Source organism: Rhodomicrobium lacus, assembly GCF_003992725.1.
Classification (GTDB): Bacteria; Pseudomonadota; Alphaproteobacteria; order Rhizobiales; family Rhodomicrobiaceae; genus Rhodomicrobium; species Rhodomicrobium lacus.
In genome coordinates this window covers 333,703-356,705 of sequence record NZ_RZNF01000012.1, presented here as the reverse complement: position 1 = coordinate 356,705, position 23,003 = coordinate 333,703, and the positions used below count along the sequence as shown (strand labels likewise).

Annotated in this window: 18 protein-coding genes and 1 tRNA gene; 14 read left to right on the top strand and 5 right to left on the bottom strand. The window is 61.3% G+C overall.

All coding sequences use genetic code 11. From position 1 onward, the window contains the following. Positions 1–76: 76 nt before the first annotated feature. From EK416_RS11055 to mepA, 9 genes are all read left to right on the top strand, one after another. Positions 77–1,381, top strand: a complete 1,305-nt coding sequence (locus tag EK416_RS11055) for a PQQ-dependent sugar dehydrogenase (RefSeq protein ID WP_127079725.1) — start codon at positions 77–79, stop codon at positions 1,379–1,381. A gap of 146 nt (positions 1,382–1,527) precedes the next feature. Beyond that, positions 1,528–1,665 carry a 50S ribosomal protein L34 gene (rpmH, locus tag EK416_RS11050; RefSeq protein WP_127077550.1) on the top strand — a complete coding sequence of 46 codons (138 nt, stop codon included), beginning with the start codon at positions 1,528–1,530 and terminating at the stop codon, positions 1,663–1,665. 22 nt (positions 1,666–1,687) lie between these two features. Further along, the gene (gene rnpA / locus EK416_RS11045; RefSeq protein ID WP_127077549.1) at positions 1,688–2,086 is read left to right on the top strand and encodes a ribonuclease P protein component; all 399 of its coding nucleotides are present in this window, start codon (positions 1,688–1,690) and stop codon (positions 2,084–2,086) included. Positions 2,087–2,215: 129 nt separating this feature from the next. Beyond that, positions 2,216–4,351, top strand: coding sequence for a membrane protein insertase YidC (gene yidC, locus EK416_RS11040; protein ID WP_127077548.1), 2,136 nt, complete (start codon positions 2,216–2,218; stop codon positions 4,349–4,351). A 6-nt stretch (positions 4,352–4,357) separates the two neighbouring features. Beyond that, positions 4,358–5,002 carry a ribosome biogenesis GTP-binding protein YihA/YsxC gene (yihA, locus tag EK416_RS11035; protein WP_127077547.1) on the top strand — a complete coding sequence of 215 codons (645 nt, stop codon included), beginning with the start codon at positions 4,358–4,360 and terminating at the stop codon, positions 5,000–5,002. 402 nt (positions 5,003–5,404) lie between these two features. After that, positions 5,405–7,015: a hypothetical protein gene (locus EK416_RS11030; RefSeq protein ID WP_127077546.1), complete on the top strand. Its 1,611-nt coding sequence runs from the start codon at positions 5,405–5,407 to the stop codon at positions 7,013–7,015. Between the two features lie 203 nt (positions 7,016–7,218). After that, positions 7,219–7,851, top strand: a complete 633-nt coding sequence (locus EK416_RS11025; RefSeq protein ID WP_127077545.1) for a hypothetical protein — start codon at positions 7,219–7,221, stop codon at positions 7,849–7,851. A gap of 163 nt (positions 7,852–8,014) precedes the next feature. Continuing rightward, positions 8,015–8,752: a hypothetical protein gene (locus EK416_RS17755; RefSeq protein WP_164729992.1), complete on the top strand. Its 738-nt coding sequence runs from the start codon at positions 8,015–8,017 to the stop codon at positions 8,750–8,752. Between the two features lie 79 nt (positions 8,753–8,831). Continuing rightward, positions 8,832–9,698: a penicillin-insensitive murein endopeptidase gene (gene mepA, locus EK416_RS11020; protein ID WP_164729991.1), complete on the top strand. Its 867-nt coding sequence runs from the start codon at positions 8,832–8,834 to the stop codon at positions 9,696–9,698. Positions 9,699–10,093: 395 nt separating this feature from the next. Here mepA and EK416_RS11015 read toward each other — a convergent pair whose 3' ends face one another. Continuing rightward, positions 10,094–12,322 carry a wax ester/triacylglycerol synthase family O-acyltransferase gene (locus EK416_RS11015; protein ID WP_127077543.1) on the bottom strand — a complete coding sequence of 743 codons (2,229 nt, stop codon included), beginning with the start codon at positions 12,320–12,322 and terminating at the stop codon, positions 10,094–10,096. Positions 12,323–12,448: 126 nt separating this feature from the next. Here EK416_RS11015 and EK416_RS11010 point away from each other — a divergent pair, with 126 nt between their 5' ends. Further along, entirely contained in the window at positions 12,449–13,156 is a 708-nt protein-coding gene (locus tag EK416_RS11010) for a DUF8198 family protein (RefSeq protein WP_127077542.1), read from the top strand. Positions 13,157–13,671: 515 nt separating this feature from the next. After that, positions 13,672–13,746, top strand: a tRNA-Gln gene (locus tag EK416_RS11005). Positions 13,747–14,117: 371 nt separating this feature from the next. Here the strand turns inward: EK416_RS11005 and EK416_RS11000 are convergent. Genes EK416_RS11000 through EK416_RS10985 form a run of 4 tightly spaced genes read right to left on the bottom strand, consistent with a single transcriptional unit; the run spans position 14,118 to position 18,639 of the window. Continuing rightward, positions 14,118–14,825 (bottom strand): branched-chain amino acid ABC transporter ATP-binding protein, encoded by a 708-nt coding sequence (locus EK416_RS11000; RefSeq protein ID WP_127077541.1) that lies wholly within the window; start codon positions 14,823–14,825, stop codon positions 14,118–14,120. Next, positions 14,822–16,606 (bottom strand): branched-chain amino acid ABC transporter ATP-binding protein/permease, encoded by a 1,785-nt coding sequence (locus EK416_RS10995; RefSeq protein ID WP_127077540.1) that lies wholly within the window; start codon positions 16,604–16,606, stop codon positions 14,822–14,824. Before EK416_RS10995 ends, EK416_RS11000 begins: the two co-directional genes overlap by 4 nt. A gap of 2 nt (positions 16,607–16,608) precedes the next feature. After that, a complete protein-coding gene (locus EK416_RS10990) occupies positions 16,609–17,502 on the bottom strand; it encodes a branched-chain amino acid ABC transporter permease (RefSeq protein WP_127077539.1) in 894 nt (297 codons plus the stop codon). A 33-nt stretch (positions 17,503–17,535) separates the two neighbouring features. After that, on the bottom strand, positions 17,536–18,639 hold the full coding sequence (locus tag EK416_RS10985; RefSeq protein WP_164729990.1) for an ABC transporter substrate-binding protein: 1,104 nt from the start codon (positions 18,637–18,639) through the stop codon (positions 17,536–17,538). Between the two features lie 163 nt (positions 18,640–18,802). Here EK416_RS10985 and EK416_RS10980 point away from each other — a divergent pair, with 163 nt between their 5' ends. The 3 genes from EK416_RS10980 to EK416_RS10970 are packed head-to-tail and all read left to right on the top strand — an operon-like array spanning position 18,803 to position 22,901. Beyond that, positions 18,803–20,662 (top strand): thiamine pyrophosphate-dependent enzyme, encoded by a 1,860-nt coding sequence (locus tag EK416_RS10980; protein WP_127077537.1) that lies wholly within the window; start codon positions 18,803–18,805, stop codon positions 20,660–20,662. After that, the gene (locus EK416_RS10975; protein WP_127077536.1) at positions 20,662–21,285 is read left to right on the top strand and encodes a 2-oxoacid:acceptor oxidoreductase family protein; all 624 of its coding nucleotides are present in this window, start codon (positions 20,662–20,664) and stop codon (positions 21,283–21,285) included. Before EK416_RS10980 ends, EK416_RS10975 begins: the two co-directional genes overlap by 1 nt. 2 nt (positions 21,286–21,287) lie before the next feature. After that, the gene (locus EK416_RS10970; protein WP_127077535.1) at positions 21,288–22,901 is read left to right on the top strand and encodes an AMP-binding protein; all 1,614 of its coding nucleotides are present in this window, start codon (positions 21,288–21,290) and stop codon (positions 22,899–22,901) included. The last annotated feature ends 102 nt before the right edge of the window (positions 22,902–23,003 follow it).

Here is a 23,003-nt window from a genome sequence, read left to right as displayed (position 1 = left end):
TGGCGGCTTCCGAGCCCTTTTCCTCTCGAAGAATAGGGAAGGTTATGCCGTGAAGTCGACAAGGACACTCTTCGCCATGGGGTTCGCCGCAGTTGCGCTCTCCGCCTGTGAGAGCCAGACCGCCACGCCCGTCTCGGAAGGGATGGGGCCGAACCCCAATCTGCCGCCGCCGCAGGAAACCACGCTTCCCACGGTAAACATCGCCATCGCAAGGGGCTGGGGCGAAGGCCAGAAGCCGAAACCCGCCGAAGGGCTACAGGTCGCGGCGCTTGCTCGCCATCTCGATCACCCGCGCTGGCTTTATGTGCTGCCGAACGGCGACGTGCTGGTGGCCGAAAGCGACGCGCCGCCCAAGGAGGCCAAGGGCTTCCGCAACTGGGTACAGGGCAAGGTCATGAAGATGGCGGGTTCGAACCGTGGCAGTGCGAACCGCATCACGCTCCTGCGCGGCGTCGGCCCGAACGGCGAGGCGAAAACACGCGAGGTGTTCCTGGAAAATCTGTTCTCGCCCTTCGGCATGGTGCTGATCGGCGACACCTTCTATGTCGCCAACGCCAATTCGATCGTGAAATATCCCTATCAGGAGGGGCAGACGAAGATCACGGCTGCGGGCGAGAAGCTGACAGACCTTCCGGGAGAGCTTAACCACCACTGGACGAAGAACATCGTCGCCAGCAAGGACGGCACGAAGCTTTTTGTCGCAATCGGCTCGAACAGCAATATTGGCGAAAACGGCATGGAGCTTGAGAAGGATCGCGCCATGATCTGGGAGGTCGACGTTGCGACCGGCCAGCATCGGGTGTTCGCGAGCGGCATCCGCAATCCCGTCGGCATGGCCATAGAGCCGCAAACCGGCGTGCTCTGGGCGGCGGTGAACGAGCGCGACGAACTCGGCAGCGACCTTCCGCCCGATTACCTGACGAGCGTGAAGGAAGGCGGCTTCTACGGCTGGCCCTACAGTTACTGGGGGAAGCATGTCGACGAGCGCGTGCAACCGCAGCGGCCCGATCTCGTGGAAAAGGCCATTGTGCCGGATTACGCGCTCGGAAGTCACACCGCGTCACTCGGGCTGACCTTCGCGGAAGGCAGCAGATTGCCCAAGCCCTTCGCTAACGGGGCGTTCATCGGGCAGCACGGCTCGTGGAACCGCAAACCGAAGAGCGGCTACAAGGTGATCTTCGTGCCCTTCGAAAACGGAAAGCCGAACGGGATGCCCGTCGACGTGCTGACGGGTTTCCTCAGCCAGAACGACGAGGCGCTCGGGCGCCCCGTGGGCGTGACCTTCGACAAGGACGGAGCGCTGCTCGTCGCCGACGACGTGGGCAATGTCGTGTGGCGTGTGACAGGTGCAGGCGCGGGGCAGAGCGCGAAAGCAGATTAACCGAGGCTTTTTCGGATCCCGGTGAGCAAGTGGCGTAATAAAACGGCAACTTGATCCACCGGGGCTCTCATTTCTCGCCATCGCGCAATTGACGCGAGCCGCCAAAACGCCCTATCTATGGCGTTTAAGAGAGAAAGCGCCTTGTCATGAGCAAAAGAACCTATCAACCGAGCAATCTGCGCCGGAAACGCAAACACGGCTTCCGCGCCCGCATGTCTACCAAGCAGGGCCGGGCGGTGCTGTCGCGCCGTCGCTCGCGCGGACGCACGAAGCTCTCGGCTTAAGCCGTCCGAAAGCGCTGCGGCCATGGAAACGCTGAAGACGCGCGCGGAATTCAAGCGCGTTCAGAAGGGCCGCAAATGGGTGACGCCTGCGTTCATCATGCAGGCCCTCGCGCGCGCGGACGCCGAAAACCAAGGTCCGCGCTTCGGATTCACCGTGTCGGGAAAGTCGGTCGCCGTCGAAGGCGAGGGCGGCAGGAAAAGGGGCAAGGCCGTCGACCGCAATCGCGCGCGACGCCGCCTCAAGGAAGCCGTTCGCCTGACTTTCGGGGAAGCCGCGCTGCCGAATCTGGATTACGTGATCATTGGCCGCGCCTTCGCGCTGACCAGAAAATTCGAAGATCTACTTGCGGATATGCGGCGTGCATTCCATAAAGTGGGCCAGCCGGCGCGCGCCGACAAGGAAAATAACCCTGCCCCGTGATCGCTGCGCCGCAAAAGCCGGATTGTCTTCCCACGAAGTCGGGAACCGGCTAAAGCGATTTGGCTGAACGGATTGGCAGTCTTTCTTCGATCGCGTGGCGCGCATCGAACGGTTCTTCTGAGCGGGTTCATGGACAACAACAGAAACTTCATCATCGCGATTGCGCTTTCGCTTTCCGTGCTGCTTGGCTGGCAGTTCCTCTACATGAAGCCCGCATCGGACAAGGCGCGCCAGCAGGCCATCGAGGCGCAGCAAAAAGCCGCCGAGCAAGGCGTGGACCCCTCCGCACCAGCGGGCGCGGCGATTGCTCCGCGCGCGTCATCGGCGATCCCGGTGCCCTCGACGCCGAAATTCATGTCTCGCGAGGCAGCTCTCGCCGACAGATCCAAGCGCATCGCGTTCGACACCTCTTCGCTCACCGGCTCGATCAACCTCAAGGGCGGCAGCGTCGATGACGTCGTGCTGAAGCAGTATCGGCAGACGGTCGACCCGAACAGCCCGCCGGTCACGCTTCTTTCGCCAGCGGGCAGCCCCGAACCCTTCTATGCCTACACCGGCTGGTATACCGACCAGGCCGACATTCCCGTTCCCGGCCCTGACACGGAGTGGAAGCAAGAGGGCTCGGGCGCTCTTGCTCCCGGCAAGCCCGTCACGCTGACGTATGACAACGGCAAGGGCCTCCTCTTCAAGCGCGCGATCGCGCTCGACGAACACTACATGTTCACCATCACCGACACGGTGGAGAACAAGTCAGGCAAGCCTGTCACGCTTCGGCCTCGCGCCGAGGTGGCGCGCCTCTACGAGCCGACGAACCTTTTCGGTTATTCCGTGCTGCATGAGGGGCTGATCGGCCTCTTCAAGGACGCGGGGCTGAAGGAATTGACCTATTCCGCCGCGATCAAGAATTTCGACCCCGCCGCCGATAACAACAAGGGCGCGTCGAAGGAGATCATCTCCGACAAGGGCGGCTGGCTCGGCTTCACCGACCAATATTGGGCGGCGGTGCTCGTTCCCGACCAGTCCAAACCTCTGACGGCCCGGCTCTTTGGCACACCGCAGAAGGATTTCTTCGTCGAATTCAGTGAAAATCCGGTCACGGTCGCTCCGGGCGCCGCCGAAACCTTCACGAACAAGCTGTTCGCGGGCGCGAAGCAGGTCGCGCTCGTCGATCAGTACATGGAAGACAACAAGATCGACCGCTTCGACAAGCTCGTCGACTGGGGCTGGTTCCCCTTCCTCACCCAGCCGCTTTATCATCTGCTCAACTGGCTGTATCAGCATGTCGGCAATTTCGGCATCGCGATCCTCCTGACGACGGTTCTCGTGAAGCTTCTGTTCTTCCCGCTCGCCAACAAGTCGTATTCGGCGATGAACAAGCTGAAGATGCTTCAGCCGGAAATGAAGAAGATCCAGGAGCGCTTCAAGGACGACAAGCCGCGCCAGCAGCAGGCCATGATGGCCCTCTACAAGAAGGAGAAGGTCAATCCGGCTGCGGGCTGCCTGCCGATCCTCGTTCAGATCCCGGTGTTCTTCGCGCTTTACAAGGTCCTGCTCGTCTCCATCGAGATGCGGCACGCGCCTTTCTATGGCTGGATCCACGACCTTTCCGCCCCCGATCCGACGAATATCTTCACTCTCTTCGGTCTCATCCCGTGGTCGCCGCCGCACTTCCTGATGCTTGGCGCGCTGCCGCTCATCATGGGCCTTTCGATGTGGCTCCAGATGCGGCTGAACCCGACGCCGCCGGACCCGATCCAGCAGAAGATCTTTGCCTGGATGCCGGTGCTGTTCACCTTCATGCTTGCGCCCTTCCAGGCCGGCCTGATCCTCTACTGGACATGGAACAACATCCTGACCTTCGCGCAGCAGGCGCTGATCATGAAGCGCCAGGACAAGACCATGGACCTGCTCCAGCAGATCGGGCTCAAGCGCGCGAACGGCGCTGCAAAGCATGGATCTCATGAGGCCGCTCACAAGCCGAAGGCGGAGCCGGTTCGTCCTGGCAAGGCCGCCGACGGCAAGCCTTCGTCCGTGCCGCCCGCAAAGGCCGAGGTGACGGCGCCTGTTGCAGAAGCCGCCGAAGCTAACGAGGCCGCATCCACGGCCGCGGGCGAACAGGCCGTGATCGACAAGCCGCAGCAGACCGATTCCGCAACCGCACGACCGGCTGCGCAGGCTCCCGTCGCGCCAAGAGGCAACCTCGCGAGCAAGAAGTCCGTCAAGCAGCGCGGCAAGAGCGGCCGCAATCGTCGTCCCGGCCGGTAACGGCGGATGACGGCAACCGACGAGGAAAACCACGCGCGGGAGCTGGCAGCCCGCGCGGAGGCGCTGTTCAAGGCTCCCGCCGAGTTCGTGCTCGGCGTCACCGATGTTGCGGCGCTTCCGGCTGGCGAACGGCCGGAAGTGGCGTTCGCCGGGCGCTCGAACGTCGGCAAATCGAGCCTGCTCAATGCACTCCTGTCGCGGCGCAATCTCGCGCGCGTCTCGAATACGCCAGGGCGCACGCGCGAGGTGAACTACTTCGCGGTCGGCGATGCGCTCTATGTGGTGGACATGCCCGGCTACGGCTACGCCAAGGCTCCCAAGGCTCTCGTGAAAGGCTGGACACAGCTCATCCATGACTACCTTCGCGGACGCCCCCAGCTCAAGCGCGTGATGCTTCTCATCGACAGCCGCCATGGTCTGAAGGCGTCGGACAAGGAAATCATGACGCTGCTCGACAAGGCGGCCGTGTCCTATCAGGGCGTGCTGACAAAGGCAGACAAGCCGAAGTCCGGGGATCTGGCGCAAGTCATTCGCGAGACCGAGGCCGTGATGCGGACCCATCCCGCCGCCCACCCCGTCGTCCTTGCCACCTCTTCGGTCGAAGGCTCGGGGATCGAAGAACTGCGGAAAGCAATCGCAGAACTTTGTTAACCTTTCATTAATACTTGCGAAACCTTGCTGCCCTCAAGATAAAGCGATCACGCAAACGTGATCATAAGGGTATTTACAACCGGCGATTTTCCGAGGTTGGTGTAAAGACGGCGGGGCAGAGCGCTCGCGCGTCCGCAATTCATCGCCAAATATCCCTTGTAAAACAGTGAGTTAGGCCAAGTGCTTGCGCCTTTGGAGGCGCAGCGCTGAATTCCTCGCGCGCCGATCAGGGCAACCTGTAAGGGTGAACGGCGATACAAGCTCGGCATGCAATTCCCATGTCTTTTTTTTCGCGTTTACCGTATTGTTCAACCAGAAGTTGCACAAAACTTCCTGTGTTCGGTTGGTCTGTAATGCGTGGTGTTATCTGTAAAAGTAAATGTAAAAATGAGTGAGATAGTAATGGCACGTCAAAATCAAAACAAGACGGCGGAGCCCACTGCAGTAACAGTAGCCTTCACCCTGTCCCTTCTCGCCAGCGTCAGCACCATCGCAATAGCCGTATGCCTGTCGCCGGCTCACGCGCAAAGCATCTCTTCCGGCGGTGTGGATTGGACCTCCACCAATTCGACGAACGGGGGAAGCAGCTATACGAAGAAATCCCAGCTCTATAACGGCCAGGTTATCGGCACCGACAGTTCGGGTTACACCACGACACTGCAAGGTTCGGGCGTAACGTCGTCGTATGGAGCGGCGAGCGCTTCTTTCGGAGCCGGCGGCGTCTCCGTGTCGAACGGTACGAACGTCACCACCGTCGGGCCGACTTCCGTTACGACGGGAACCGTCTACGCAGATACGTTCAGCGGAGGCACCCTCGCCACGAACAGTGTGAGCACATCTTCGCTTTCAGTGTCGAACGGGACAAACGCCACGACCATCACGCCGACCTCGGTGACGACGGGCACGCTGAAGGCGAGCACGCTCGACGTGGACAACTTCAGCGCAACGAACCTGTCGGTTACCAATGTCAATGCGACAGGAGCGATTTCCGCCACATCGCTGACCACGACCGGAGCCGTCACCTCGGGTTCGGTAAACACCGGTATCGTGAATGCCACAACCGTGAACGCCTCGTCTTTCAACGGCGGGGCCTTCAAGGGGCAGTCGCTCACGGTGACGGACGGCACGAATACCAGCACGATTCTGCCGGGTTCTATTTCAACCACCGGAACCCTGAGTTCAGCCTCTCTGTCGACCGGCGCGATCAATTCGGACAGTATCACGACGAACACGATCACGGCGAACACGTTCAACGCAACGAATTTCGGCACGTCGAACCTCACGGTGTCCAACGGCACGAACACCACCACGATCACGCCGACATCCGTCACGACGGGATCCATCAACACCGGGACGCTGACGACGGACCATATCTACATCCAACACCCTGGTGGAACGAATTACATCGATCTGAATGCCAGCGGCGACGCGGCGACCTTTCAGGGCATGACGCTCACGGTCACGACAGCAGACGGATCGAGCTATACGAAGGTGGTCGATGGTCATGTCGATGTTTCGGACAAGGTCACCACCAAGGATCTGACCGCGACCGGAACCACGACGCTTACGGACCTCAAGCTTGCTAGCGGAGGCAGCGCGGATATGGGCGGCGCGGTCGTGCATAATGTCGGGACGCCGCTGGTTGCCACCGACGCCGCGAACAAGGCGTATGTCGACGCGACATACGCCGATGTGGCCGGCCGCATTGCCGACACCAACAGTCGCCTCGATGCGGGCTTGCGTTCCGCGAACCGTCGGATCGACGAAACGCAGGAAGGCGTCGCCATTGCGCTCGCGCTTCAGCAGCCGATCTTTGCGCCGGGGCAGAGCTTCGCGGTGCGGGCCGGTTGGGGCAATTTCGAGGGCGAAAGCGCGTTCGGCCTCTCGGGTGCGGGCATCATCGGCCGCGATGTGTTCGGGCCGGGGACGCTCGTTGCTCTCGATGGCGGCTTCGGTGTCGGCGCGAGTAGTGGCGTCATGGCGGGCAAGGCAGGCGTCACATTCGGCTGGTGACGAGCGCGGACGAAGACGCGCCGCGTATGCCGCCGCGATCCTCCCACGTTCGACCGACACCTGAAAACATCTTTAGGTTGTGCCGCGCTAACGAAAATGAAGGCTTCAAGACCATAAGCTTGGCTCGCCGTCTGGGCAACGGCGCGTCAAAACTGTGCTGCAATCATCAAATGCGGGACGTCGTTTCGAGCGACGGGCGTGTCATGAAATCCACCTTGTTCCGAGTTGCCTTGTTCCGTGCCGCCCTGTGCTCTGCCGCCATCTTCTGCGCGAACGAAGCGCTCGCGGAGGGCAAGGGGGCACCCCTCGCCAAGCGCCCTGCCGAGACCGCCACGAAACCTCAGCAAGGCGCAGGCATCGACGGCATCCAGCTCGCCATGCTGATCAAATCCACCGTCATTGCGCTTCAGCACGCCAATCAGACCGGCAATTACTCGGTCTTGCGGGATCTTGGAACGCCGCTTTTTCGCGAGCGCTTCGATCAGGTCAAGCTCTCGGCGATCTTCTCGGGCCTGAGAGGAAGAGGGGTCAATCTCAGCCCGGTCCTCGTGCTGTCGCCGAACCTGACGAAGCAGCCCGAACTGACGGATCAGAAGCAGCTTCGCGTCATCGGCAATTTTCCCACGCAACCGCTTCAGATCAAGTACGAACTCGTCTTCCAGCAGATCGACGGCGTCTGGCGCGTGGACGGCGTGTCGGTCGAAGCCGTCGCCGCCCAGACGACGCAGGCCGGGCAGACAAGCGGCGGGCCGTCGCTGGCCGCGCAGATGCCCGCGCCGGGCAAACCCGTCGCCAGCGCGAAGTCGGGAAAGAAGGCGGTACAGCAGCAGAACTGAGGCTCGGCCGCGCGCAACCAAGGCGTGCATAACCCCGGACACCGGCCCTTTCGTCTTGAAGTCGCGCCTCCCGGCTATTAAGAATGGCTCGCGGACTGTGGATGGTCGAGGTGTGCCCGTGAGAAAGTATAGCCTGAGCCTATGTTGTGCGGTGGCGCTCGCGATGGCCCCGGCCGCGGTCCTGGCGCAGCCGGCGGGACAGCAGCAGGCGCAGTCTCCAGACGAACTGCGCCTGATCCTCATGATCCGCAATGCGATCGTGGCGCTCAATCAGGCGAACATCACCGGCAATTACTCGGTGCTGCGCGATCTCGGCACGCCCACGTTCCAGCAAACGAACAATCCGGCGAAGCTTGCCGAAGCATTCGCGACCTTGCGAAATCGCAAGATCGACATATCGCCTGTCATGTTCTTTCCGCCGCGGCTCACGGCGCAACCGGCCATGCTGGAAGGGCAGGTGCTCCGCCTGACGGGATTCTTCGCGACAACACCCGAGCAGGTGAATTTCGATATCGCGTTCCAGCTTGCGGGCGATCAATGGATGCTTGCGGCTATCGCCGTCAATGTCGCGCCTCCGGGCGAGGGCCAGCAGGCTGCGACCATGAACGAGGCTCAGGCGCAGCGTACAACCGAGGCAAAGCCCATCAGGATCGACCTGAACCAGCCCGCGGGCGTTCCCGCGCAGCAGCCTCAGAAGAAATCGCCACCGCCCCCAAAAAAGCCGAAGCCGGAACAGTCTGCGGCACCTCAGCAACCTGCGCGGCCCGTCCCCCAGCAACAGGCGGCCCCCGCGTCGGCGCCGTCCAATCAAGCTCCCGCTCCGGCGGAGCAAACGCAAGCGGAGGCGGCGTCCGCCCCGGCACCGGCGCCCAGTACCGTCTGGACCCCGTTTGGCCGCTGACGTGAAGCAGAAACTCTCAGGCGCGGCCCTTTGCGCGTTCGCGACCGCCGTCTTTTGTTTTGCCGCCAGCGCGGAGAATGTGACCGCGCCAGCCGCAGAACCCAGAGAGGCAAAAAAGGCGTTTGGAGCAATCAAGGCTCCGCCAGCGCTGCCGCCGCAGGCCATTGGCCGTTATGATCTCGGCTGCGTCGCGGGTGCGCAGCGAATTCCGGTGAATGGCGATGCCTGGCAGGCGATGCGCCTGTCGCGTAATCGCTACTGGGGCCATCCCGCTCTCATCTCCTACATCGAGACGCTCGCGCGCGACGTGAAGCGCCTCGACGGCCTTCCCGGCATCCTCGTCGGCGACATGGCGCAGCCGATCGGCGGGCCGCTTCTCGGTGGGCATGCGAGCCATCAGAGCGGCATCGACGTCGACCTCTGGTATAATCTCATGCCCGCGCGGATATTGTCGGCCGAGGAGAGGGAGAAGTTCGCCGCCACCAACTTCGTCGACCAGACGACGCTGGCGGTCGATCCCGCACGCTGGACCGACGCGCAGACCAAGCTCGTCAAGCGTGCCGCCTCCTACCCCGAGGTTGCGCGGATTTTCGTGCATCCAGCCATCAAGAAAGCGCTATGCGACAGCGCAGGCGGCGACCGCGCATGGCTGCAAAAAATTCGTCCGTGGTACAAGCACGATGACCATCTGCATGTGCGCCTGAATTGTCCGGCGGGCAGCCATGGCTGCGTCTCGCAGCCCGCGACCAAGGCGGACGACGGCTGCGGCGAAGAACTCGACACATGGTTCAGGAAGCTGCGTGCGCCGCGTCCCAAACCGTCCGGGCCGCCGAAACCTCAGCCCAAGCCGAAGCCCATGCTCGTCACCGATCTGCCGGGCGAGTGCCAGGCGTTGCTCGATGCAGCCGAGAGCGCCGAAAAAGCAGGGCCGACGGGCGCGCGATAAGGACCGGCGCTGGCCTTGCGTGTGCGGGACGGGTTGGAACCCTTGTTGCCGTGGGCGCCTTGGACCGACGCCGGGAGACGTGCGGAGCCCTGCGCCGATGCAGCGATATGTCGGACTGTACCAGTGTTGTCAAATCGGCCTCCTTTCAATCGGCATGGATCTGACGCGGGCAAGCTGATCGACGGCACGAAATCCGCAGCGTCGTGTCGTATCCGATTTACGGCATCGCCGTGGACCGGGCGACCGGCGCGATCTTGTCTGAATCATGAGGACGGCTGCCCAACACGGTGCGGCCCCTGCTCCGTCTGCGCTCCGCAGGCGCGAGGCAGAATAGGCGATGTTGAAATCGTAGCGCTCCATCGTTGCGCTCCGCTTTCCCGATGACAGGGCGCCCGTCAGCTCCTCGGCAGTTTTCGGCGAGACGTGGCTTTCGGTGGGGGCGACGCGGGCGCTTCCCCGCCGCTTCGACTGCGCGCGGGCTGGCGGGCCTTTCTCGGTGTCGGCGCGGGGGCTGGTGGCGGGGCCGCCTCGCTGGCCCGAGCTTTTACCAGGCTGGAATCTCTTTGTGTTTCGCCGGGGCGCGAAATGGTTTCGGAGCGTTGCCTTGACCCGCTCTTTGGCCTCGAACCGGCGTCCAATCTGCTCGAAGGGGCCTTTGCCGTTCGCCGGGCATGCGCCTTTTCGGATGCCTCGCTCGTGTCGTCGACCCGCCCGCTTGTCCCGATTCTCACGGGCGCGGCGGTAGTTGGCGTTGCCTCCGAAGAGGCGGCGGCGAGATCGGGCTTGAACCCCCGGGGAGATCGGCGCGCTCGCGGTGCGGCGCCCGTCGCTTCGGCGGCAAGCGCCCTTTCGCTTGCATCGGGTGTTTCGGACCGCTTTCGGCCGCGAGCGACGCGGGGTGCTTCTGCCGATGCGACGCCAGCGGGCGCGTCTGCGGCCGGATCGTCCTTGGCTTTGGGAGTTTGGGGGGCGGGTTGGGACGCGGACGGAGCCTTGGGCGCTTTGCGCGAACGAACCGCAGGCGGGATCGCCTCCGCGCCGGTCCCGGTCGGCAGGGTCTGCTCTCTGGCCGCCGATGCCCCTTTCTGCCGCCGTGCCCCCGTTTTGCTTTCGACAGCGTCATGCCGCAAATCGCGACGCTTCAGACCTGTATCGTCGATCAGCGTGTCTGCGTCCGATCGATGCCGATTCGATGCCGGCCGATCCGGGAACGCCGCCGCCGCTTCGGCAGCAAGCGGCGTGGGTTTCTCGTCCGCGTCGCCCCAGGAGCCCATCAGGACGTAATAAAGCAGCTGCTCGAACTTCGGCCGGAACTCCGCGATGATGGCTTCCGGGTCGGGCACCATGGCGGCATCGGTGATCAGCCCGAACTGCACCATGTCGTTGAAGGACAGGATCGAAACGCCCATGCCGATGTCGCCGGACTGCGGCACCCAGAACATGATCTGAGAGATTCTCGCGCCGCCGAGATACAGCGGTTCCTTCGGTCCCGGCACGTTCGTCATGACGGCGGTGGCGCGCTTCATCAGCATGTTGAAAAGCCGGTCCTGCACGATCTGCGGCGCGTGACCGATCACTTCCAGCAGGCCGAGGGTAACCGGCGGCTCAAGCGACTGCTTCAGCGCCTGCATGCGGCGCTGAACCTCGGCGAGGCGCGTGAGCGGATTCTCGATTCCCGCCGGAAGCTCGACGCCGACAAGTCCGAAACGGTTGCCGAGCTGCCCCGCCTCGTGGCTCTGGCGCATGTCCACCGGTATGAACGCGCGGATTTCAACGCCGTCGGTATCGTCGCCCTTCGCCTTGAGATATTCGCCGAGCGCGCCCGCGACCGAGGCGAGCAGCATGTCGTTCAGCGTGCAGCCAAGCGCGTGGCTCACCGCCTTAACCTCCGGCAGCGGGATCGGATCGGTCCACGCGACGCGCTTGTTACCGGACGCCTTGCCCTTGAAACGCGTCGGACTGTCTTCCGGCATCATGAGTAGCCAGCCTAGTTCGCCCGCCACGCCCGCGCCGAGCCGCGCTGCCTGCGTGGGGTTTTGCGCCAGCGCTGCGGCTTCCTTCCAGAGATCGACGCCCGCGCCGAGGCCGCGCTTCAGAAGCCCGAGGCCGGGCAGCGGGATGCGAAAACCGGCTTTTTGCTCCCGCGTCCCGGTCCAAACCGAACGATTGCCGCCATCGGTGATCGAGAGCATGACGCCCACAAGCGCCATGCCGTCCCCGATGGCGTGATGGACGCGAAGGACGATCGCCGCGCCGCCTTCATAATCCTCCACGAGACGAATCTGCCAGAGCGGGCGGGATTTATCGAGCGGCTCCGAGGCGAGGCTGGCGATGTAGCGCTGAAGCTCGGCCTGCCCGCCCTTGCCCGGAAGCCGTACGCGCTGGATGTGCCGCGCGCGGTCGAACCAAGGGTCGTCAACCCACCAATAGTCGTTCGAACGGGTCTCGACATGCTGCCGAAATCGGGGGATCGCAAGGAAGCGCTCGGCCAAAGTGTCTTCCAGCGTGTTGAGATCGAGCGGCCCCTCAAGTATAAGTACACCTACAATGACCATCGGGTTGGATGGCCGGTCCATTCGAAGCCACGTGGTGTCTACCGCTGAGACGCGTTCCGCTTTCGACATTGGCGGGGACCCCTTGAGGTTTTAAATTGCGTTCATGCGTCTTGTGTGAAGCCTTCATGCGCCGGCGGGTAACGATCATCCAAAATGGGCGACGTTTCTTAGTAAATACATCACAAAGGAAAACGATTGACTACCAAGAACGAGATTGCCAAGCGCATTGAATCGCTTCTCGACGCTTCGGCTGAGCTTAGGGCGCGGCTTGCGGCACGGCCGCAGGGCGAAGCTGCTCGCGATGCTCTGCGGCAGTGGCAGGCGGAACGTCTTCAGCGTGAGCACGCCCACATCGTGGCTAATCCGCTCTACACCAAGACGGCAACGTTTTTCCTGAGCGATATCTACGGTCCCAAAGACCTGAGCCGCCATGAGGAAGAAGTTCGGCGCATCCTTCCTGTGATGAAGGCTGTATTGCCTGAAGCGGGGCTTGAGACCGTGGCCGATGCGATAGAGGTCAATACGATTTCGGAGTCGCTCGACACCGACATGCTGGAGGCGCTTGGGCAGGGCGTTTTTGCGTTGGACATCGACAAGTGGGTGGCGGCCTACAAGAAGGTCGGACGCCGCGCCGACCGTGAGCGCCAGATTGCGCTGATCGCGAGTCTGGGCCGTTCGCTCGACCGGCTCACGCGCAAGCCGTTCATCGGCACTGCGCTTTCAATGATGAAGAAGCCCGCCGAGGTCGCGGGGCTGGCTGAACTGCAAAGTTTCCTTGAGCGCGGCTATGATGCCTTTCACTCCATGAAAGGCAGTTCGGCTGCATTCGTGCGCGGCGTCACAGAGCGCGAGACGCAGTTGATGAACGAGTGGCTTCCGAAGGAAGGCGCGGGGGCGCTTTGATCGGCGTCGGCCCATCGTTTTGCATCGGATTGGCCGGGTGCGCGCAATCAAGATCTTTCTTGCTGGGAGCCTCACCTGAATGGCCCAATAGCCCAATGATTCAGTATTACATGACCTGAAGAAGGTTGATCTCCGCACGCATCTTGGGGTCAAGACCGTCGCGAATGCGCTCAATGGAAGATGATCGAGGGATCAGGCGCGAGCTTCGACAGGCCGTCACGCTATTACAAGAAAACTGCGGGTAGATTCGTTGCTGACCTGCCCAAGATCGTGGCTCCATTGGGTGCGACGAAAGAATACCTCCGCTTGATGCACCGCCACGGCACTAAATTAATCTGTGTACGTCCATGAACAAAATGGAACATGCGGGAGAAAATTTGAGCGATGCAAGGGCAAAACGCCCTGCTTTGCAGTGTGGGTGCAGAAAACCGATGTTCGCCCTACGTCCCCCCTTGAATCCCCGTGGCATCAATGTTAAACCCCGTGAAATGCCAAAAACTTGGCAATTTACCCATTGGGGCGTAGCCAAGCGGTAAGGCAGCGGATTTTGATTCCGCCATTCCCAGGTTCGAGTCCTGGCGCCCCAGCCAACCCGAGGTTGCGCCTGAAAGCCGCCATAGCAAAGACTCGGTTTCCGCTGTGGCTATCAACTCGGAACTTTGCAGCCAGATCCCGGTGACGCAAGCTTGACGGATGCGGGGAAACGTCGTCGCGCGCATCGTGACGGGTTGCCGCGACTTTCACTAAGAAACGCTCCAAGACCAGGGTTTCAAGCCGCTCGTTCTCGTTGAAGAACTCTCTGAGTGTCGAGGCGTTTAGATCTGTAATTTCGATTGTCACTTGAGACGTCTATGATTTCTATTCTTGCCTCTCGTTCCGCTCCTATGCATTTAGTCATAACTCATTTTCAGAACTATAGCGATAATTCACAAGGTGTATTTTGTGTTTATATGCTGCATGACTAGAACATCATGACGAGTTCTGTGGCGTCCGAGGCCAGATTTTCCGGGGCCCCATCGAAAACGACCTTGCCGGTTTTCAAGACAAGTACTCTGTCGGCGTGTCGAAGCGCCTGCTCCACGTTCTGTTCAATGAGCAGCACAGAAATCCCCAGGCTGCGCGAAACCGATTCGATGCTTTCGAACACGTGGGCGGTCATGCCGGGCGATAGTCCTGTCGAAGGCTCGTCGAGAAGAAGAACGGTCGGTTCACTCATGAGGGCCATCGCGATCGAAAGCATGCGACGCTCGCCACCGCTCATGGTGTAGGCCGGCCGCAAGTAATGAACGCGCAGCTTTGGGAAAAGGGTAAGCACTTCCTCCGTGCGTCGCTCGATGCGCTTGCGGTCGCGCCAATGGGCATAACCGCCAAGACGCAGGTTGGTCTTTACGGGAAGCGTAGGGAAAACAGGGTCATCCTGAAATGATACGGCAAGCCCCGCCCGAATACGCTCCTTTGATGGCCTTGTGGTGACGTCGTGTCCTTCGATCTCGATCGTCCCCTCCCACGCAGGCAGAAGTCCGACGAGGGAACGGACAAGGGACGACTTTCCCGCACCGTTATGGCCAAGCACAGCAAGAAGCGTCCCGGCTTCGAGATCAAAGCTCACCCCATTCAGGATTGGATCCCGATTGTAGCCCGTGACAAGCTTGCTGACCTTCAATCTCATGCCGCCACCGCCTCCCTTTGTCCGAGATAGCGCCGCATCAGCCCCGCGTCTCCCAGCACGTCATCAGCCGTGCCGCTCGCGAGAACCTTGCCTCCATCCATGTACACAACGCGGTCGGCCACGGCCTTCACAACAGCCATGTTGTGTTCGATCAGGCAGACTGCCCGGCCATCGCGCTCCGCGAAATCCTTGATATGCCCAAGGAAGGTATCGAGACGCTTGGGGTCGACGCCTGATGTCGGCTCGTCGAGCAGGACGACATGCGGGGCGAAAGAGGTGATCCGGGCGAGAGACAGCATCTTGCGTTGCGCATAGGACAACTCGCTGCCGAGATGGTTTGCTTTTTCGCCTAGTCCGAAGCGTTCGAGGAGCGCCCATGCCCGCTTGAGGTTGTCAGACTCGTTGTCCCCGACACGCCCCGGCGTGAGGAAGAGTCGAGCGGGATTTTCGCCCGCCTGATGAGGCGATGCCGCAAGTATGTTCTCAATGACCGTAAGTCTGTTCCAGATTCTTACGTCCTGGAACGTGCGCCCAAGCCCGAGCCTGGCAATGTCTTGCGATGCCAGACCGAGAATCGGCTTGCCGAGTAGCAGCGCCTCGCCACCATCCGCGCTCTCGAACCCGCTCAGGATATTGAAGACGGTCGTCTTGCCCGCGCCGTTCGAGCCGATGATAGCGACGATCTCACGAGGGTGCAGACTGAAACCGGCCTCGTCCACGGCCTTTAATCCGGCAAACGATTTATGCAGGCCGGAGCATGTGAGAACCGGCCCGGCGGAAAGCGGGTCGACGCTGCGATCAGCCGCCGCTCTCGCATTCGGGAAAACAGCCGGGCTGTCGCCTGATGGCTTCACGTATTCTGCTGTGCGCTCGCGAAACAAGCCGTTGGGGCGCAAGACGAGAACGCCGATGAGAAAGAGCGCATAGGCGGCCTGGCGAAGAGGCGCCGTCATTTCGAATGGCACCCCGAGCCAGTTGTCGAGCGCGAAGCGTAGACCCTCAAGGAGCCCCATCATCGCGAAGACGCCGATAGTGGCGCCCGTGAGGCTGAACTGACCGCCGAAGATCAGCATGGCCAGCATCAGCATCGTGAGGTCGAGTTCGAACTGGGATGGTCCGACGTAGTTGAAGTGATGAGCGAAGAGTGCTCCAGCCGCGCCCGCAAGTCCCGCCCCGATCAGCAGCACCGACAACTTGACAAGGGTGGCGCTGCGTCCATGGGCCTCGACGACGCGCTCGTCGTCGCGCACGGCCCGAACGAGGCGACCGTAGGGTGAACGAATGATGCGACTGCAAAACCAGAACGACACGGCGGCAAACGAAACGACGATCAGCAGCTTGACCTGCGCATAAGTGATCTGCGCGATGCCGAGATCGAGAACCCAGCGCCGACCCGGCTCCCAGGTGCCTAGCGAGAAGCGTGGAATACCGGAAAGGCCGTCCGGGCCGCCGGTGAAGCCGAAGTTGATCACGAGCGTCACGAAGATGAGTTGCATCGCGAACGTCACGATCATGAAATAGCGGGCGCGTGCCTTGAGCGCGGGCCAACCGATCAGCAGCGCACCGAGGCTTGCGGCAAGTGCGCCGAGAATGACGGTCAACGGGAAAACGTTCGGCGGCAGTACCTTTGTGGAAAATATCGCCGCCGCATAGGCTCCGAGACCGTAAAACACGGCGTGTCCCAGATGCATGAGACCGCCGAGCCCCTTGATGAGCATATACCCGTGCACGGCGATAACCAGAATGAGGGCGAGCGTCAGAACGTCGACTATGTATGCCATGATCAGGCGCGCTCCCTGACGGGATTGATACCGCCGAACAGACCTTGAGGACGGGCCAGCAGAACCGCGAGAACGAAACCGTAAGCGACCACTTCCTGCCACGTTGCGGGCAGGATCCAAACCGCGAGATGGAAGGCGAGACCGAGCAGAACCGCCCCGAGGATCGGACTTTTGAAAGTGTTGAGGCCGCCGATGATGATTGCTGCAAGCGCGAGAAACACGGGGTTCATCGCCACGAAGGGATCGACTCCGGTTTCGAGCGTGTCGGGGATCGCGGCGAAGGCCACCAGCAGTCCTGCTATTGCGTACACCCAGATGTAGGTCCGATTGGGTGCGATGCCGACACCTTGAGCCAGCGTCTTGTTATCCGCGACAGCACAGATGGTAAGGCCCGGCCCCGTTCTCGTGCAGAACAGAGCGACGCCAACAAGCGCGATCAGGCTTGCGGCCATCTTCGCGATCTGGGCGGCGTTGAGCCGGGTACCCAGCAATTCGATGCCGGGCAGGATCTGATCGATGACGTAGCGCTTTTCAGGGCTCCCGAAGGCGGAAATCAGGTTCTGCGTTGCCGTAAAGAACGAAATCCCGACGAGCACCATTACGAACAAGGGCGCGTGGTTTTTTATGAAACCGCGATAAATGAGGACGTAGAGAAGGACGGATGTTGCGCAGCCGACGGCCAGCGCTCCAAGGATAGCGGCGGGGAGAGGCAAGCCAACGATTTTGGTCAGAACGAATGTGGCATAGGCGGCGAAGAGATAGACCGCCCCCAGGCCGAAATCCACGATTCCGGCCGTTCGCCAGATAAGTGCCATCGCAAGCGCCACAAGAGAGATGCTGAGACCAAGCGATATGCCGTTGACGATGAACGGCAGCACCGAATGCACCGATGTCATGAGTTTGCTCCGGGCTGCCGTTCTTTTTCGCGATTACTCGATTTCCGAGGCGGAGAGGATGCGTTCGAGCTTCCGTCCACCATTTGCGATTGTGAAGATCGCGAGCGGTCGGCTGGTGTTGCCGTCGGCCTTGAAGATATAGCGATTGACCGGGGTTTGGATGTCGCCTTCTTCCCTGAGCTTCGCGATAAGCTTCTTGCCCGATATTTCGCTGCCGCCAGCTTCCTTGATCAGTTTCGCTGCCAGCCAGACATACTCGTAGCCGAACGGCGTATAACCGCCGTAGGTCGCCGTTGTTTGCTTCACCACATCTGGCGCAGTCTCGGGCACTTCATTGCCGACAAAGAAGAAGTTCTTTTCTGCAACCTTGAGGTTATAGATGTCGGGCGTGTCGCCAGCGCCGTAGGTGACGAGGAGCCCATCGAAGCCGAGTTCCCGCGCGGTGCGAATTCCGAGGGCGACAGTGCCGCCGCCGATCGGAGCCAGATAGATGGCATCGGGTTTGGCTTCCAGCAGCTTCGTTACCTGGGCGCGAAGATCCGGCGGGGCGTTCGGGTGGCCCTCGGACGCGACGAGCGTGATGCCGAGCTTGCCAAACTCGTCCGCACATTTATCGCGCATCTCGATGCCGAACTCATAATTGACGTAGAGCACGGCGAAGGTCTTCACATCCGGATACTGTGCCTTGACGTGCTTGGCGGAAACCTTGCAGTAGAGCGTGGTGACGGCTTCCAGCTGCTGCGTCAGCTTCGACGCCTTGACGACGCCGGTCCCGGAAGATGTGGTGAAGGCAGCGATATCGGCTTCGTCGATCAGCGGCCCGTTCTGCACCATGACGTTGGTGCCCCAGCAAACCAGTGTGACAATCTTGTCAACGTCGATGGCCTTGTTGAGAGACAGGCGTGCTTGCGCCGGATCGTTGTTTCCGACATCGACAGGCACCGGTTTCAGCTTGCGGCCATTGACACCGCCTTGCGAGTTGATCTCGGAGATCGCGATCTCCGCGCCCTTCCAGAGGGCGGTAGAGAATTTCGCCGGGCCTTGTGCTGTACTCTGACAGATGCCGAGCGGAAGCTCGTCCGCCCAGGCCTTGCCGCCGCCGATGCAGGCTGCGGCGATGGTGAACAAGAATGCCAAGCGCCACAGGCGTCGGCATCCCTCGTTGATTGACATGGGACCCCACTAGGTAAGAGTTGTATTGACCTGATATATTTTATCGACTTAATGGCGCAACAAAAATTTTGCTGTCACGGAGGATTAATCCGGTGTTTCTCCAATCCGAGGAAAGAGCTTGGCGCACATGCTGAAAAAGCATTCCCATTTTTCACATCAGCTCGTCGATCCAAGCAACAAATTCGTGAGCGGCGATCTCACGCGCGATCAGCCGGGCGAAGCGGCTGTGCTGACCTGCAACGACGCCATTGCTCGCGGAGCGATCGAGGCCGGCGTGCGCGTCGTGGCCTGCTATCCGGGCGCGCCCGTGAGCTATGTCATCGACGCGCTTTCGGCCGCCGCGCAGGTTTTCCCGGAGATGCATGTCGAGTGGTCGGCGAACGAGAAATGCGCCTATGAAGTCGCCCTAGGGGCTGCGATGAGCGAGACGCGTTCGATGTGTCTCATGAAGAATGTGGGTGTGCCTTGGATCCTCGACCCGCTCGCATCGTCCAGCATGGTGGGCGTCGGCGGACTCGTGATCGTAGCGGGAGACGATCCGGGCGCGGAGACGACGCAGGCCGAGGAGGATTTCCGTAACCTCGCCCGCTTCGCTGAAGTCCCCGTTCTTGAGCCTGCGACGTTGCAGGAGGTGAAGGACATGGTCGCCTACGCCTTCAGGCTTTCCGAAGACATCGCCATGCCGGTCTTCGTGCGCGTCACGGTGCGCCAGGGATACAGCCGCGGGAAGGTGACGTTCGGAGCGATCGACCACGAGAAGCGCCGCATCGCTCCTCGGTTCGAGAAAAACGTTACGCGGGGCTGGAGCGGCTATCCGGCGCTGGGTTGGCCGGAAACCGGCACCGCTCTGCTGCACAAGCGGTTCCACGGCGAAGCGCCCGGCGCTTATCTGGCGCTCATGCGCGATGCGCCGACAGAGGAAGGAGTGCTGAAGGCCGCTGACGGCTGTCCGTTCAACAGACTCTCAGGTCCGGATAGAGCGTCGCTTTGCGTCATTACTTCCGGCTTGGCGTCCATCGAGACGACAGAGGCGCTTTCACTGCTCGATGCGGAGGAGGAAGTGGCCGTTCTGAAACTCGGTTTTACGCTCCCGGTGCCTCCGGCTCTCGTGAAGCGCACGCTCGCCCAATACGAGCAGTTTCTTATTGTCGAGGAGACTGAGGCCGTGATTGAGGAACAGGTGCGCGCACTTGCAAGCGAGGTGGAGGGCGCGGGACGCATTCTCGGGAAAAAGACGAAGGATATCCCGTACTCCGGAGAAATCACCTCGGAGGTCATCGAGCCGGTGATTGCGCGTCTCCTCGACCGGCCATCCACGCTGGCGGATTCGAGAAAGGCGCACGAAGCGACGCTCGATTTCGTGCGCGAGAGCGTGCCGTTCAAAGTCGGTGGCCAGTTCTGCGCCGGCTGTCCGGAAACCGCGCCGACGCGCATTCTTCGCGAGGTGCTCGATACGCTCCCAGGCGAGGGGATCGCCTGCGGCGACTCCGGCTGTGGCTTCGTTTCGCAATACGCGCCTGTAAGCCTGACGAATACCTTCGTCTGCATGGGCGCCGGCCTCGGGGTCGCCACCGGCATCAGCCATGCGGGATTGGGGAAGATCGCCGCCGTGATGGGCGATAGCACCTTCTTCCATAATGGGATCGTGGAACTCATCAACGCGGTCTACAACCGTGCGAACGTCCTGTTGCTGATCCTCGACAACAAGTCGTCGGCGGAGACGGGCCACCAGCCGCATCCGGGGGCATTTGGTCTGACAGCGACGCGAAAGCCCACGAAAGAGCTTTCGCTCGAAGAAGTCATCAAACCCCTGCAGGTGGACTTTTTACGCGTTGTCGACGCCTACGATGTGGCCGAACTGCGCAAGGCCTTCGAGGAGGGGATGGCGGTAGAGGGCGTTTCGGTCGTCATCACGACGGGAGCCTGCGCACTCATCGTCGACCGTCAGCGGAAGGAAAAGCGCGCAACGAGCGAGGACACCGTCTGATGACGAACAGCAACATCATCATTGTCGGCCAGTCCGGGCAGGGCATTATTCTTGCCTCGAAAATCATTGTGGCTGCGCTTGATCGCGCGGGTCTTCGGTTCGCAGCCACTGAATACCCTGCCATAACGCATCGCTTCGCGATTACCTCGGCTCATATCCGAACCGGCGACCGTTTTCTTTCACCCCGCATCCGCCCGCGCGAGGGGGATCTCATCATCGGGCTCGAACCGTTTGAGACTTTCAGGACGAGCCTCCTTTTCGCAAATGCCGGAACCGAAGTGATCACGAACGACGCTTTTGTTCGTGTCAACGGCGAGCCAAACCATCTGTTGAAGGCACCCATTGCTGCGGATTCGGTGGAAGAGATCCAGCAGCATCTGGCCACGCGGGGCGTAGCGCGCGTAACCGCGATCCCGGCGACACGGCTTGCCTTCGATGTCGTGAAAAGTCGCGCGGGAGCCAACGCGATCCTGCTCGGCGCTGCTTTCGCCTCCGGCCGACTTCCCGTCTCGCTCGACATCATCGTAGAGACGATTTTCGCCCTGTCCCCCCGCGATACCGGCGCGCGCAATCGCGACGGTTTCAGGGCCGGGATTGAAGCCTACCATTCATCGAAGAGTTGAAAATGGCATTCGAGCAATATGCGCTGACCGACAGGACGGTCGGACACATTCTTGCGGACAAGGCGCGCAAGAACGGCGGCAAGACTTTTCTCACCTTTGAACACAGCCGCGTCTCCTATGAGGAGTTGCATGTGCGGACCAACCGCCTCGCCAACGGATTTGCGGACCTCGGTATCCGCAAGGGCGAGCGTGTCGGCCTTCTGCTCGACAACACGCCCGACCTTTTGCTCATAGAACTCGCGCTCGGCAAGATCGGCGCGGTTGCGGTGCCGATCAACTCGGCCGCACGCGGAGATCTGCTGCGGTACTTTGTTCAGAAAGCTCGCTGCGTGGCGGTCGTCGTGGAAGCGGAACTCTCCGACAGGCTGTGGGCGTATGAAGAAGACCTTACGGATGTGCGCCTCGTCATCGTGCGGGGGAAGGGCGCCGCGGTGCGAAGTTTTCGTGGCGTGACGGCGCAGGGATTCGAGGGCGTCGAAAAGGGAAGCGACGCCACGCCGGACGTTGATGTGAGATTTTCGGACCCGCATTTTGTGCTCTTTACCTCCGGGACGACGGGGCCCTCGAAAGGCGTTCTCGCCGCCCAGGCGCAAGGCTGGGGTACGGCCGAGATTTTCACGCGGCACACGTCGCTTTCCCGTGACGATATCCTGTACACCTGTCTGCCGCTCTTTCATGTCAACGCGATCTGGAACACTTCCTACACGGCGATATGGACCGACGCCGAGGTTGCGCTGTCGCGCCGGTTTTCCGCGAGCCGCTTCTGGGACGAAATCCGGGCTGCGGGGGCAACACAGTTTGCCGCGCTGGGGGCGATGATCACCATCATCTGGAACCAGCCGGAACGCCCTGACGATGCGGACAACCCCGTTCGCCTTTGCTTCACCGTGCCGACGCCCGCAGATTTCATCCAGAAATTCGAATCCCGCTTCGCGCTCAAGAACGTGACGTGGTTCTCGATGAGCGAAAATTTCCCGATCGTGATGTATCTGCCCGGCGATCCTCTTGACAAGATGGCGTCCATGGGCAAGCCGCGCGGCGACGCCGAAGTCAGGATCGTCGATGAGAATGACGTCGAGCTACCTGCCGGCGAAATCGGCGAACTTGTCTTCCGGCCCGCCGATCCGTGGCGCGTGATGCTCGGCTACGACCAGATGGCGGAGGCAACCGTCTCCAACAACCGCAACTTTTGGTTCCACACGGGCGACCGCGCGTGGAAAGACGAGGACGGCTGGTTCTGGTACGTCGATCGCATCAAGGACAGCATCCGGCGGCGCGGCGAAAACATTTCCACGCAGGAATTGGAAGCCCTCGTCAGGCAGCACCCGGATATCGACGATGTGGCGGCCATTGCGGTTCCTTCGGAGCTTTCCGAGGATGAGGTCATGATCTACGTGAAGGCGCGGGAGGGGGCGGCGCTCACAGCCGAGGGGATCATCCGCTTCTGCGACGGCCGGATGCCTTACTATATGGTTCCGCGTTATGTCGATTTTGTCGATGAGTTCCCGCTGACTCCAACCGAAAAAATCCAGAAATACAAACTTAGAGAACGAGCGTTAGCAACGCTTTCAAACGTGTTTGACCGCGAGAAGGCTGGCATCAAAGTGTCGCGCTGATGGATCGGACAGTTCACCGCCAGGCAGGAACAAAGAGCGGCGAGACGGCCCCCAAAAAGATGAGCGATTGACAGGCCGCGGCACGCGTGAAGACTCGAAGCG